Origin of the sequence: Ornithinibacillus proteolyticus (assembly GCF_039581225.1) — a bacterium.
GTDB classification, from domain to species: domain Bacteria; phylum Bacillota; class Bacilli; order Bacillales; family Amphibacillaceae; genus Ornithinibacillus; species Ornithinibacillus massiliensis.
In genome coordinates this window covers 170,260-184,158 of the sequence record NZ_JBCPXV010000001.1, presented here as the reverse complement: position 1 = coordinate 184,158, position 13,899 = coordinate 170,260, and the positions used below count along the sequence as shown (strand labels likewise).

The 13,899-nt window shown below is 37.2% G+C and carries 16 protein-coding genes; 15 read left to right on the top strand and 1 reads right to left on the bottom strand.

What is annotated here, in order from left to right; all coding sequences use genetic code 11:
• Positions 1-41 precede the first annotated feature (41 nt).
• The 6 genes from fapR to rnc all read left to right on the top strand — a co-directional run bounded on the left by fapR (position 42) and on the right by rnc (position 4,322).
• On the top strand, positions 42-620 hold the full coding sequence (fapR, locus tag AAIB49_RS00955) for a transcription factor FapR (RefSeq protein ID WP_339215376.1): 579 nt from the start codon (positions 42-44) through the stop codon (positions 618-620).
• On the top strand, positions 617-1,624 hold the full coding sequence (gene plsX, locus AAIB49_RS00950; protein ID WP_339215375.1) for a phosphate acyltransferase PlsX: 1,008 nt from the start codon (positions 617-619) through the stop codon (positions 1,622-1,624). Before fapR ends, plsX begins: the two co-directional genes overlap by 4 nt.
• Positions 1,621-2,559, top strand: coding sequence for an ACP S-malonyltransferase (gene fabD, locus AAIB49_RS00945; RefSeq protein ID WP_339215373.1), 939 nt, complete (start codon positions 1,621-1,623; stop codon positions 2,557-2,559). Before plsX ends, fabD begins: the two co-directional genes overlap by 4 nt.
• Positions 2,559-3,299: a 3-oxoacyl-[acyl-carrier-protein] reductase gene (gene fabG, locus AAIB49_RS00940; protein WP_339215372.1), complete on the top strand. Its 741-nt coding sequence runs from the start codon at positions 2,559-2,561 to the stop codon at positions 3,297-3,299. Before fabD ends, fabG begins: the two co-directional genes overlap by 1 nt.
• A gap of 33 nt (positions 3,300-3,332) precedes the next feature.
• Positions 3,333-3,569 (top strand): acyl carrier protein, encoded by a 237-nt coding sequence (gene acpP / locus AAIB49_RS00935; RefSeq protein WP_186868642.1) that lies wholly within the window; start codon positions 3,333-3,335, stop codon positions 3,567-3,569.
• 69 nt (positions 3,570-3,638) lie between these two features.
• Positions 3,639-4,322, top strand: a complete 684-nt coding sequence (gene rnc, locus AAIB49_RS00930) for a ribonuclease III (protein ID WP_186868643.1) — start codon at positions 3,639-3,641, stop codon at positions 4,320-4,322.
• Positions 4,323-4,401: 79 nt separating this feature from the next.
• Here the strand turns inward: rnc and AAIB49_RS00925 are convergent, their stop codons facing one another.
• Complete coding sequence (locus AAIB49_RS00925) at positions 4,402-4,623, bottom strand: DUF1128 domain-containing protein (RefSeq protein ID WP_339215369.1); 222 nt, start codon at positions 4,621-4,623, stop codon at positions 4,402-4,404.
• A 311-nt stretch (positions 4,624-4,934) separates the two neighbouring features.
• Here AAIB49_RS00925 and smc point away from each other — a divergent pair, with 311 nt between their 5' ends.
• The 9 genes from smc (at position 4,935) to trmD (ending at position 13,867) form a co-directional block, all read left to right on the top strand.
• Positions 4,935-8,501, top strand: a complete 3,567-nt coding sequence (gene smc, locus AAIB49_RS00920) for a chromosome segregation protein SMC (RefSeq protein ID WP_339215367.1) — start codon at positions 4,935-4,937, stop codon at positions 8,499-8,501.
• A 15-nt stretch (positions 8,502-8,516) separates the two neighbouring features.
• Positions 8,517-9,515 (top strand): signal recognition particle-docking protein FtsY, encoded by a 999-nt coding sequence (ftsY, locus tag AAIB49_RS00915; RefSeq protein ID WP_339215365.1) that lies wholly within the window; start codon positions 8,517-8,519, stop codon positions 9,513-9,515.
• Positions 9,516-9,594: 79 nt separating this feature from the next.
• Complete coding sequence (locus AAIB49_RS00910; RefSeq protein ID WP_339215363.1) at positions 9,595-9,921, top strand: putative DNA-binding protein; 327 nt, start codon at positions 9,595-9,597, stop codon at positions 9,919-9,921.
• Positions 9,922-9,934: 13 nt separating this feature from the next.
• Entirely contained in the window at positions 9,935-11,284 is a 1,350-nt protein-coding gene (gene ffh, locus AAIB49_RS00905; protein WP_339215361.1) for a signal recognition particle protein, read from the top strand.
• A gap of 133 nt (positions 11,285-11,417) precedes the next feature.
• Complete coding sequence (gene rpsP, locus AAIB49_RS00900; protein WP_186868649.1) at positions 11,418-11,690, top strand: 30S ribosomal protein S16; 273 nt, start codon at positions 11,418-11,420, stop codon at positions 11,688-11,690.
• 14 nt (positions 11,691-11,704) lie between these two features.
• Positions 11,705-11,932 (top strand): KH domain-containing protein, encoded by a 228-nt coding sequence (locus AAIB49_RS00895; RefSeq protein WP_339215359.1) that lies wholly within the window; start codon positions 11,705-11,707, stop codon positions 11,930-11,932.
• A gap of 286 nt (positions 11,933-12,218) precedes the next feature.
• Positions 12,219-12,608 carry a YlqD family protein gene (locus AAIB49_RS00890; RefSeq protein WP_186868651.1) on the top strand — a complete coding sequence of 130 codons (390 nt, stop codon included), beginning with the start codon at positions 12,219-12,221 and terminating at the stop codon, positions 12,606-12,608.
• A 15-nt stretch (positions 12,609-12,623) separates the two neighbouring features.
• Entirely contained in the window at positions 12,624-13,139 is a 516-nt protein-coding gene (gene rimM, locus AAIB49_RS00885; RefSeq protein WP_339215357.1) for a ribosome maturation factor RimM, read from the top strand.
• Entirely contained in the window at positions 13,139-13,867 is a 729-nt protein-coding gene (gene trmD / locus AAIB49_RS00880; protein ID WP_339215355.1) for a tRNA (guanosine(37)-N1)-methyltransferase TrmD, read from the top strand. Before rimM ends, trmD begins: the two co-directional genes overlap by 1 nt.
• The last annotated feature ends 32 nt before the right edge of the window (positions 13,868-13,899 follow it).

Genomic DNA, 13,899 nt, shown 5'->3' with positions numbered 1-13,899 from the left:
CAATTATTACCCTAAAATATAGAAAAGTGGATGGTGCTTTGATGAGGATACCGAAAGTAAAGAGACAAGAAAAATTAAAAGAAACAATTGAAGAGACTCCATTTATAACCGATGAAGAATTGGCAAAAAAATTTGATGTAAGTATTCAAACTATCCGTCTTGACCGGATGGAATTATCCATTCCAGAGTTAAGGGAAAGAATAAAAACAGTAGCAAAGCATCAGTGGAATGAAACCGTCAAATCTTTGCCACTAGAAGATGTTATTGGGGAAATTATCGACTTAGAGTTAGATAATCGAGCAATCTCGATTTTAGATATAGGACGAGAACATGTTTTTACAAGAAATAATATTGCAAGAGGACATCATTTGTTTGCACAGGCTAATTCATTGGCTGTTGCAGTTATGAATGATGAGCTTGCCCTAACAGCAAAATCTGTCCTTAACTTTAAGAGACAGGTTCGACAAGGGGAAAGAGTCGTCGCGAAAGCCTTTGTACAAGGTACAGATGAAAAGGGGCTAACGTTAGTACAGGTTGATAGTTTTGTAGATAGTGAAAAAGTCTTTTCTGGCGAATTCCATATGTATCGGTCAACCGATAAAAAGGAGAATAACCTATGAGAATTGCAATTGACGCTATGGGTGGCGATCATGCACCCAAAGAAATCGTATTAGGTGCAATGGATGCTGTCCAAGAGATAAAGAACTTACAGATTACATTGGTTGGTGATGAGGAAAAAATCAATCAGTACTTAACGAACTCAGAACGAATTGAGATTTTACATACAGATGAAGTTATTACTGGAGATGATGAGCCTGTTCGCGCGGTAAGAAGGAAGAAAAATTCATCTATGGTAAAGGCAGCGGCTGAAGTGAAAGAGGGACGAGCAGATGCATGTATATCTGCCGGTAATACAGGTGCCTTAATGAGTGCAGGTCTATTTGTTATCGGAAGAATACCTGGGATCGATCGTCCAGCATTAAGTCCGACCCTGCCGACATTAGAAGGAGAAGGTTTCTTAATGTTAGATGTCGGTGCAAATGTGGATGCAAAGCCAAACCATTTGCTGCAGTACGCGATTATGGGTTCTGTTTACGCTGAAAAAGTACGTTCGATAAACAATCCACGAGTTGGCTTATTAAACATCGGTACGGAAGATGGAAAAGGGAATGAGCTAACGAAGAAAGCGTTCGAATTAATGAAAAAAGCCCCGATTAACTTTGTTGGTAATGTGGAAGCAAGGGACTTATTAAACGGAGTCGCAGATGTTGTCATTACTGATGGCTTTAGTGGAAATGTTGCATTAAAGACGATCGAAGGAACAGCTTCTGCACTATTTTCTATGATTAAAGAAACCTTTATGTCCTCACTTAAAACAAAGCTAGCGGCAGGCTTAGTGAAAAAGGACTTAAAAGGATTAAAAGATAAACTAGATTATTCTGAGTATGGTGGGGCAGCATTATTTGGATTAGCAGCTCCTGTTGTAAAGGCGCATGGTTCTTCCAACCACCGAGCAATCTATAGTGCCATAAAGCAGACCTGCCATATGGTCGACCACCGTGTCATAGAGACTATTAAAGAAACAGTGGAGTCGATGCAAGTGGATGAGGAGGAAACAGAATGAAAAAAGTAGCATTTATGTTCCCAGGACAAGGATCACAAACGGTTGGTATGGGGAAGGAAATTCATGATGCATATGAAAGTGTTCAAAACTTATATACGAAAGCTAATGAAGTATTAGGAAAAGATATACGTTCTTTGATGTTTGAAGGACCATCAGAGAATTTGACTGAAACAGAAAATGCACAACCTGCTTTATTACTTTCTAGTATCGCACTACAGAATTTACTAGAACAAGAGGGAATTCAACCATCTATGGTAGTAGGGCACAGTCTTGGAGAGTATAGTGCTTTAGTAGCTGCTAAAGCAATGACACTGGAAGAAGCTCTGCCATTAGTTAGCACACGTGGTCGCTTAATGGAACAAGCATTTCCAAAAGGACAAGGAACCATGGCAGCTGTGTTAGGTTTATCCGTAGAGGCGATCCAAGAAGTAGTTGATTCGATTACGGAAGAGATTGTGGACGTTGCGAACATCAATTGTCCAGGACAGATTGTTATTTCTGGTTCTGTTGCAGGAATCGATGAAGCAAGTAACAAGCTAAAAGAAAAAGGTGCTAAACGGGTAATCCCGCTAAATGTCAGTGGTCCATTTCATTCCAGATTAATGGAAGCCGCAAATAAGGATTTTGCGACATACTTGAATCAAGTGAACATTAAGGATGCCGAGATTCCTGTCTATGCAAATGTTACAGCAAATCCTGTGAATGATCAAAATGAAATAAAGGAATTACTTTTAAAACAGCTATATTCACCAGTTCGCTTTGAGGAATCGATACGAAATATGATGCAAACCGATGTTGAGGCATTTGTGGAAGTAGGAACTGGAAAAGTACTTAGTGGATTAGTAAAGAAAATTGATCGAAAAGCTACGATATTTACTGTTCAAGATCAAGCATCTTTAAATGATTTTATTACATGGTATCGAGGTGAAGCGTAATGTTACAAGGAAAAACGGCAATCATCACAGGTGGTTCAAGGGGAATCGGAAGAGCTATAGCATTAGAATTAGCGGAAAAAGGTGCTAATGTCGTCGTAAACTATGCTGGTAATGAGGCAAAGGCACAGGCTGTCGTTGAGGAAGTCATCGCTTTAGGTGCTAACGCAATAAAATTCCAAGCAGATGTTGCAGATGAAGAACAAGTAAAAGATATGATAAAATTAACCCTCGAAACATTTGGTAGTGTTGATATTCTTGTAAATAATGCTGGTATTACAAAAGACAATTTATTAATGAGAATGAAAGAGTCTGAATTTGACCAAGTTATTAATACAAATTTAAAAGGTGTCTTTGTTTGCACGAAGGCTGTAACACGTCAGATGATGAAGCAACGTTCTGGTAGAATTATTAATGTGGCATCTATTGTAGGTGTCAGTGGTAATCCTGGCCAAGCAAATTATGTAGCTGCTAAAGCTGGTGTCATTGGACTAACGAAAACGACGGCTAAGGAACTAGCTAGCCGTAATATATTAGTAAATGCAGTAGCTCCTGGTTTTATATCAACAGATATGACAGATGCATTAACAGAGGAACAAACGGAAGGTATGCTAAGTATGATTCCTCTCGCAAAACTTGGCGAACCAGAAGATGTTGCTAAAGTAGTACGTTTTCTAGCATCTGATGATGCAAACTATATTACAGGACAGACCATTCATATCGATGGCGGTATGGTCATGTAATCGGTATAATACTTTGAAGGGAGGTGAACGTTAATGGCAGACGTATTTGAAAAAGTAAAAGAAATTATTGTTGATAAACTTGATGTAGAAGAGTCAAAAGTAACAATGGAAGCATCTTTTAAAGATGATTTAGAAGCAGATTCATTAGACGTAGTTGAGCTTGTAATGGAGCTTGAAGACGAATTCGATATGGAAATTGCTGATGAAGAAGCAGAAAAAATTAACACTGTTGGTGATGCTGTAAATTACATAAAGGATTTACAGGGCTAATATAATACACGTTTAAGGTCTCGCTAATGCGAGACTTTTCTATATATCAACAAGAGGTGGCAAGTATCTATGGATCGAAAAAAGTTAGAACAGATGCTTCAAATAGAATTTCAAAATATTGATGTAATCAGGCAAGCATTTACCCATTCATCTTATGTGAATGAGCATCGTGACATAAACACTTCTGATAATGAACGTTTAGAGTTTTTGGGGGATGCAGTATTAGAACTTGGAGTTTCACAATACTTATATCGAAAATATCCTCAAATGCCTGAAGGGGAAATGACTAAATTACGTGCTGCTATTGTTTGTGAACCTTCGTTAGAAACGTTTGCACGTAGTTTAAATTTTGGTGATCATATCCTTTTAGGTAAGGGAGAAGAGATGACGGGTGGAAGAAACCGTCCCGCTTTATTGGCAGATGTTTTTGAAGCTTTTTTAGGGGCTTTATATTTAGATAAAGGATTTGACACAGCATTACATTTTCTAGAAAAACACGTATTTCCTAAAATTGACACTGGTGCTTTTTCGCATGGGATGGATTATAAAAGTAAGCTTCAGGAAATAGTCCAGCAAGACAAAAATCAAACCATCGAATATCAAATTATAGAGGAAAAAGGTCCTTCACATAATAAAGAGTTTGTGGCAGAGCTGCGTATTAATGATAAAGTACTTGGCTCGGGGATCGGCCGTACTAAAAAGGAAGCAGAACAGCGTGCAGCAAAAAATGCGCTAGATCAACTTGGAGTATAAAAAGAGGTTGCCCTACTTTAGAATGTCCTGTTATAAAGGTTACATTTCAATGTAGGGCAACCCCTTTTTTATGACCATTTTATAGTCTTACTTTTCTAAGCTCCTCAATGAAGGCCTGCGTTTCTGATGCCGACAGATTCCCTTTCTTCACAACCATATCATACATAAATTTAATATCCTCATATTTTGAAAGGTCATAGTCCTCAGGGTCAAATAAAGAGCGATTCACTACGGACAGGTGATCTGCTAATTCGTTTAAAAGGTATGTAAGATTTTCAATTGTAGGGTTTTCTAAATTCATTTTCCACCTCTATGGTTCATAATAATGTGTTGATATGTTATGTACACTTCTTTTGTTTCCGTCTTTATGATAAAATAAATGCATTAAAAAGCCAATCCATATGGTTTATTATACTATATGCTAAAGGAATCTTAACGTGTTAACTGCCTATATGCTCAATTGTTATGTCTTATATTAGTTGAGGTATACTAGACACAGTTCATCGGATAACTACTATAGCGATAGTTTAACATATCATGTTATAAAGAGAAAAAGGGAAAATGGAATCGAGCTTACATATGGGGAGATTCGTTTCCAGTAGGAGAATGTTTATGTTTTTGAAGCGTTTAGAAAGTGTTGGATTTAAATCTTTTGCAGAACGGATAAATGTTGACTTTGTGCCAGGAGTTACCGCCGTCGTTGGCCCTAATGGAAGTGGTAAAAGTAATATTACAGATGCTATCCGTTGGGTATTAGGGGAGCAGTCTGCGAAGTCGCTACGTGGTTCAAAAATGGAAGATATTATTTTCCAAGGTAGTGACACAAGAAAACCGTTAAATATAGCAGAAGTAACGCTAGTACTCGATAATAGTGATCAAGCTCTACCGCTTGATTACGAAGAAGTTAGTGTAACAAGACGGGTCTATCGTTCTGGTGAAAGCGAATTTTATATTAATAAACAATCTTGTCGATTAAAGGATATCGTAGACTTATTTCTTGATTCTGGCTTAGGAAAAGAAGCTTTTTCTATTATAAGTCAAGGGAAAGTAGAGGAAATTTTAAGCTCTAAAGCAGAAGAAAGACGGACGATTTTTGAAGAAGCGGCTGGTGTACTGAAATATAAACAACGGAAAAAGAAGGCAGAATATAAACTTGCTGAAACACAAGAAAATTTAAACCGCGTCGAAGATATTATATATGAAATCGAGAGTCAGCTAGAGCCTTTACAGAGACAAGCAGAAACAGCAAAAGAATACTTAAAGCAAAAGGATTTACTAAAAACTCAAGAAATATCGTTATTAATCACGGAAATCGAACTATTGCATGAAGAATGGCAAGAGCTTTTAAAAGTAATAGATGCTGAAAAGTTGGATGAGATTGCCCTCAAAACACAAATTCAGAAGAAAGAAGCTAGCTTAGCTTCTGCCCGAGAAGAAGTAGAGCGGATGGATAATCAGATTAATGAATTACAAGAACGCCTACTGACCACGACTCAGCAGCTGGAACAATATGAGGGAAGGAAACAAGTATTCCACGAGCGTACAAAGCATTTCGCCGAAAATAAAGAAAAGCTAGAAATGCAAAAGCGTGAAGCAGAGGAACTGATAACCAATTTAGAGTCTGAGCTATTAGAGGAAACAGAGAAGTTAGCCACGCTTCAAGAAGAGAAGAAAAAAACAAAAAAACTTGTTGAAGAGTTAAAGACAAGGTTAACAACAGATAAGGATAGTCTAGTTGATCAAATCGAAGAGCTTAAATCGGAATATATCGAATTCCTGAATAAACAGGCAGCAAAGAGAAATGAAAGGCAATCCATTGCACAACAAGTACAGCAAATTAATGTCAAAAAAGATAAGCAAGCTGATAAGTTCCAGGATTTAATTGATTTAAGAGAAAGTTATTCGGAGCAATTAGCGAAACTCCATCAATTGGTAGAATCCTCAGAGGCCGAATATCGTCACGAAGAGGAGTCATTACGAAATATAAAGAAAGAAATTGAAACCAAGCGTGATAAGTACCAGGAATCACAAACAAAACTATATCAAGGCTATCAATATATTGAAAAATTAAAATCGAAAAAAGAAATGTTAGAAGATATGAAAGAGGATTTTCAAGGCTTCTTTCAAGGTGTTAAAGCAGTTTTAAAGGCTAGAGAAGATGGGAAATTGTCTGCAATTCATGGAGCTGTCATTGAACTCATGGATGTTCCAAAGGCGTACATTACCGCAATTGAAACTGTACTTGGTGGACAAGCGCAGCATATTGTTGTGGAAAATGATGCTTCAGCAAGACAGGCAATTGCTTGGTTAAAGCAAACAAATAGTGGGCGAGCAACGTTTTTACCATTAGAATCCATTCAACCAAGATTTATACCGCAAGACATATTGAATCAGATTAGAACACATGCAGGATTTGTTGGGATAGCAGGACAATTGGTAACAACGGAGCCCTCTTATCAAAAAGCAATAGACCATTTAATGGGGCATGTTGTGATTGCAAAAACGCTAAAAGATGCGAACGAAATCGCCCGTATGGTTATGCGAAAGTATCGAATTGTTACCCTTGAGGGGGATGTTGTAAACCCTGGTGGATCTATGTCTGGTGGTGCACAAAAGAAAACAAATTCGTCTCTTTTCACTAGAGAAAAGGATCTCCAGGAGCTTACGGAAAAGCTACAGGATTATGAACTTAAGGCACAAGATTTTGAACGACAAGTAAAGATGCAAAAGCAATTATTGGCAGAGCTAGAACAACAACTAAACCTAGGGGAACAAAGCCTTAGTGAAAAACAACAAGTGTTACAAGAGGCAAAATCGAATCACAAGGAAATAGAATTAAAGCTTGCATCTCTTTCAGAAAATCTTTCTGTATATGATCAGGATAAACAACAGTATGACCGGGATTTAGCTGAATTGGAGAACCGTGATCAGGAGTTGCGCTCAGAACTTACAACGATTGAAGATAGCTTACAATCCTTCCGAGCGCAAATTGATGGGTTGTCCAAGCAGGAACTAGAATGGAAGGAAAATCAAGATCAGATACAACAAGATTATCATCACTATCAAGTTCTCCTTGCTGAACAAGAAGAACGTGTAAAAAACCAACAAGAGAAGACCAATATTCTGAAAGAACGATTAACAGAACAAACAGAGCGTTTTACCAAAATTGCTGAAGAGTTAGAAGAGCTTATCAGTATTTCTCAATCGAATGAGACAGAAGAGGAAATCAATGGAAAGTTAATAGAGAAAAGCAAAGAAAAAGAAGCAATAACGTCATCGATTCAAGAGATGCGCTCAGATAGAATGGCTCGTACACAGCGAATGCAGGATGAAGAACGAGAATTAAAAGAAGAAAGCAAGAAACATCATGGCATTTTACAGCAAATTCAACAAAAGGAAGTAAAAGCAAATCGTATTGATGTGGAACTTGAAAATCGTTTATCCTTATTACAAACAGAGTATATGATGACATATGAAAGAGCGAAAAAAGAATTCGAGAAGGTTGAGAATGTCGAAGAAGCGAAGCATAATGTAAGTGAAATTAAAGCGAGACTTGAGCGCTTAGGTAACGTTAATATCGGTGCAATCGATGAATATGATCGTATTTCTGAGCGATATACATTCCTAACGGATCAACGAAATGATTTAGTTGAAGCAAAGCAAACCTTATTTGCTGTTATTAAAGAAATGGACGAAGAGATGGAACACTTATTTAGTACAACCTTCGGACAAATAAAAGACGAATTTGCCATCGTATTTAAAGAACTTTTCGGTGGTGGTCATGCTGAGTTAAAGCTTACCGATCCGAAAAATTTATTAGATACTGGTGTTGACATTATTGCACAACCACCTGGTAAGAAGCTTCAAAATTTAGGACTGCTCTCCGGTGGAGAACGTGCACTAACCGCTATCGCCTTGTTATTTGCTATCTTAAGGGTCCGTCCAGTACCGTTTTGTGTTCTGGATGAAGTGGAAGCTGCCCTTGATGAAGCAAATGTTGTCCGTTTCGCTAAATATGTTAAACAATATAGCGAGAATACACAGTTTATCGTCATTACACACCGACAAGGTACGATGGAACAGGCAGATGTATTATATGGGGTAACGATGCAAGAATCTGGAGTATCCCGACTAGTGTCCGTCCGTCTAGAAGAAACGAAAGAGCTTATTCAATCATAAAGGGGTGTCATATACATGGGCTTTTTACAAAAGTTAAAAAATAAATTTAAACAAGATAACCAAGAAGAAGTATCGACAAAGTATAAAGAAGGAATGGAGAAAACGAGAAAGTCATTCTCTGGTAGAATCAATGATTTAATAGCACGATATCGTAAGGTAGATGAAGATTTTTTTGAGGAATTAGAAGAAGTTTTAATCACTGCTGATGTCGGTGTTATGACCGTTATGGATTTAATTGATGAGCTAAAATTTGAAGTACAACGTCGTAATATTAAAGATACAGAAGAAGTAAAGGAAGTTATCTCAGAGAAATTAGTCGATATTTATTATGGCGATGATGATCAAGAAATTGAGACATTTAATATACAAAAAGAAGGACTTTCTGTCGTTTTAGTAGTTGGTGTTAATGGAGTAGGGAAAACAACCTCGATTGGTAAATTAGCACATAAATTGAAGGCAGAAGGAAAAAACGTCATGCTTGCGGCGGGAGATACATTCCGAGCAGGGGCAATTGAACAATTAGAGGTCTGGGGAGAGCGTGCAGGTGTTGAGGTAATCAAGCAATCTGCCGGAAGTGACCCAGCAGCGGTTATTTTCGATGCAATAAAAGCGGCTAAATCTAGAGATGTTGATGTGTTATTATGTGATACAGCAGGTAGACTGCAAAATAAAGTCAATCTGATGAACGAATTATCGAAGGTTAAACGCGTAATAGAAAGAGAAATCCCAGGAGCTCCCCATGAAGTGCTTTTAGTATTGGACGCAACAACAGGTCAAAATGCACTAAGTCAGGCAAAGACTTTTTCAGAAGCTACCGATGTTAGTGGAATTGTGCTAACAAAACTAGATGGAACTGCTAAAGGTGGTATTGTTCTTGCGATTAGGCATGAACTTCATATACCAGTTAAGTTTGTAGGACTTGGAGAAAAAGCGGAAGACCTACAAAAGTTTGATGCAAATGCATTTGTATATGGGCTGTTTGCTGATATGTTAGATGAATCAAACGATGATTAATTGGTCTTCTACTTGCAAAAGGTTCATCTGTTCGTTAAGATAAAATGTAAAGGTAATTCACTTAACAAGGGGTGATGAAATGCTCGAGAAAACGACGAGAATGAATTATTTATTAGATTTTTACCAAGCATTACTGACACCCAAGCAACGTAGCTATATGGAAATGTACTATCTTGAGGACTATTCGTTGGGGGAAATATCAGAAGAAGCAAATGTTTCCAGGCAAGCAGTATATGATAATATAAAGCGGACAGAAGCAATGCTAGAGTCCTACGAAGAAAAATTACATCTGTATGAAAAGTTTGAGGAAAGAATGAAAATTATCCAGCAAATGGAAAGCTATATATCGGATATAAAAGATGATAAGCTTCATCATTATATGAAACAATTAAAAGAATTAGATTAGGGGGACACCTTCTATGGCATTCGAAGGATTAGCCGAGCGCCTGCAAAGTACGATAAAGAAAATTACCGGAAAAGGGAAAGTTTCTGAACAAGACGTTAAAGAAATGACCCGTGAAATTCGCTTAGCACTATTGGAAGCAGATGTTAATTTTAAAGTGGTAAAGGATTTAATTAAACGTATTAAAGAACGTGCAGTAGGCCAAGAGGTAATGGAGAGCCTTACACCTGGCCAACAGGTTATTAAGGTAGTGAAAGAAGAATTAACCGAGCTTATGGGAGGAGAGCAAAGTAAAATTGCCGTAAGTGACCGTCCACCAACCGTCATTATGATGGTTGGATTACAGGGTGCTGGTAAAACAACGACAACAGGAAAACTAGCAAACCTATTAAGAAAAAAACATAATCGCTCGCCATTATTAGTTGCCTGTGATGTGTATCGTCCTGCTGCCATTAAACAATTGGAAACACTTGGCAGTCAGCTTGATATGCCGGTCTTCTCTATGGGGACAGAAGCAAATCCTGTTGACATCGCTAAGAAGGCAATTGAAAAGGCTAAAGAGGAACACCGTGATTATGTGCTGATCGACACGGCTGGTAGACTTCATGTGGATACGGATTTAATGGGTGAATTAGATGAAATTAAAGCCGCTGTTAATCCAGATGAAATCTTCCTCGTTGTAGACGCAATGACTGGTCAAGACGCTGTGAATGTAGCAGAGAGCTTTAACGACCAATTAGATGTTACCGGTGTTGTGTTAACGAAACTAGATGGTGATACTCGTGGTGGTGCTGCACTTTCCATAAGAGCAGTAACAGGTAAAGCAATTAAATTTGCCGGTATGGGTGAAAAGCTGGATCAATTAGAGCCATTTCATCCAGAACGTATGGCATCACGTATATTAGGTATGGGTGATGTGTTAACACTAATTGAGAAGGCACAAGCATCTGTAGATGAAAAGCAAGCAAAAGCGTTAGAAGAAAAAATGAGAAATGCAAGCTTTACATTTGATGACTTTTTAGAGCAGATGGGCCAAGTGAAGCAAATGGGTCCACTTGATGATTTATTAGCGATGATACCTGGAGCTAATAAAATGAAGGGGCTTAAAAATGTACAAATCGATGATAAGCAACTTGTTCATGTAGAGGCAATCATTAAGTCCATGACAAAGAAAGAACGTCAGGATCCAAGTATAATGAATGCCAGCCGTAAGAAAAGAATTGCCAAAGGCTCTGGGACATCTGTATCTCAAGTAAACAGGCTATTAAAGCAATTTGACGAGATGAAAAAAATGATGAAACAAATGACGAATATGCAAAAAGGAAAGAAAGGAAAAGGATTTAAGCTTCCTTTCAATCCGTTTTAAATTTTAGAAATACCCTTGATTTATAAGTAGTTTTCAACTATTATAATAGATGTAATGTAAAAACACTTTACAGACTTTCAAGTTTTTGATAAAATCAATTCTTGTGAAGAACATAATAATGGAGGTGCAAGTAATGGCAGTAAAAATTCGTTTAAAACGTATGGGTTCTAAAAGAAATCCTTTTTATCGTATTGTAGTAGCAGATTCTCGTTCTCCTCGTGACGGACGTTCTATTGAGCAAATTGGAACTTATAATCCTGTAGTTGATCCAATTGAAGTTAAAATAGATGAAGCAAAAGCACTTGACTGGATGGCAAAAGGCGCTAAGCCAAGCGATACAGTACGTAACTTATTCTCAAAAGAAGGCATCATGAAGAAATTCCACGAACAAAAAACTAACAAGTAAAGTAGTGTGATATCATGAAAGCCCTAATAGAGTCGATTGTTACACCATTAGTTGATTACCCTGAAGATGTTAAGGTGACGGAGAAAGAAGAGGACAGCAAGGTTGTTTATCATCTTACCGTTAATCAGCATGACGTCGGCAAGGTAATTGGTAAGAATGGACGTATTGCAAAAGCGATTCGTACAGTGGTTTATGCAGCTAAGTCAGATGCTAATAAACGAATCTATTTAGATATCATGTGAGGGAAAGGGAAACCTTTCCCTTTTTTAGCAGATTGGGAAGAAAGTGTATCCTAATCGATACAAGCATTATTTGCTTAAAGGATAAGCAAAGACAGTTTTTCTAATACATTCACAAGAAACGAGCTTCTTTAATCATTTTAGCCTTAGGAATAATAAATACTTTTTGAAGGTGCACGGATTAGTTCCATTACACCGATACTCGAAGGGAAATACTAGGAGTATATATGGTAAGAGGATAACAAACAAATGGACACCAATAAAAGGGAAGGTTGAGGCGAGAAATAACGTGAATATCATAAAAAAGGTTGTCATAAAACAAGTAATCACGGATAAAAGTAAAGCAGCTTTAAAAGAAAAATTTATGAAACATAAAATGCGACTTGAACAAGAGTGTCAACAATTGTTATTCGAACAACGAAAACTACAAAATAAAAAAAGCTTGTCTAAACAGGAATTCCAAGATCGATTCCAACAAGAGATAAAAAATAGAAAAGAAAAAATAAAGCTAGTAGAGTTTAAAATAGAACAATTGGAAATGCTAGAAATTGGAAGCGAGATTGTTGAAGGGGAAGTTGAAGCTCTTGTTGAGGTGAAGGTTGGCACGCATTGGAATGAAATTATGGAACAAACAGCCATTATTATTAAAGACGGCGTTGTCGTCAGAATAGATAACTAGCAGCAGGTGAGAGATATGGAAGAAAAAATGTTTACAGTTGGAAAAATAATAAATACACATGGTATCCGTGGAGATTTAAAAGTCCTTCGGGTAAGTGATTTTGATGATCGATTTAAGGTAGGGAACTTGCTATATTTAGTTACGAATGAAAAAGTTGTCCGCGAATTAGAAATTGATGGACACCGAATTCATAAAGGTTTTGATTTAATCCATTTTAAAGGCTTAAATAATATTAATGATGTCGAGCACTATAAAGGCTCAACCTTAAAAATCAAGGAGTCCCAGCTTACTGAATTAGATGAAAATGAATATTATTATCATGAAATTATTGGCTGTGAAGTATTTACTACGGATGAAGAAAGTATCGGGAAAGTGAAAGAAATACTAGCTCCAGGTGCAAATGATGTATGGGTCGTTAAGCAACCAAAGGGAAAAGATATTTTAATTCCATATATAGAAGAAGTGGTAAAGGAAATTGATGTAGACCATAAACGAATTGTGATAGAACCTATGGAAGGATTGCTTGATTAATGCAAATTGATATTCTAACTTTATTTCCTGAAATGATTGAAAGTGTATTTAATACGTCTATCTTAAAAAAAGCACAGGAAAAAGAAAAGTTTCATTATAATCTCGTAAACTTCCGTGATTATACGGAAAACAAACATAATAAAGTAGATGATTATCCTTACGGTGGCGGAGCTGGTATGGTATTATCTCCACAACCTATATTTGATGCGGTAGAAGCGGTCACAAAGGATAAAGAAGCTAAACCACGCGTTGTTTTAATGTGTCCTCAAGGTGAGCGATATACACAGAAAAAAGCCGAGGAATTCGCAAAAGAGGAGCATTTAGTTATTATTTGTGGCCATTATGAAGGGTATGATGAGCGAATTCGAGAGCATCTTGTTACGGATGAGATATCGATAGGCGATTATATTTTAACTGGTGGAGAATTAGGGGCAATGGTTGTTGTAGATAGTGTCGTACGACTATTACCAGATGTCTTAGGCAACCAAGAATCAGCACCACAGGATTCTTATTCGACAGGACTTCTCGAACATCCACATTATACTAGACCAGCTGATTTTAGAGGTATGAAAGTTCCAGAAGTACTTACTTCAGGAGACCATGCTAAAATAGAAGCCTGGCGAAAAGCTGAATCGCTGAAAAGAACCTATGAGCGACGAAAGGATTTACTAGAAAATTATCCTCTAACCGAAGAAGATAAGAAGATTCTAGAGAAATTTAAAGACTAAAAGTAACAGGACGTCGATGCTCTAAATTTCAT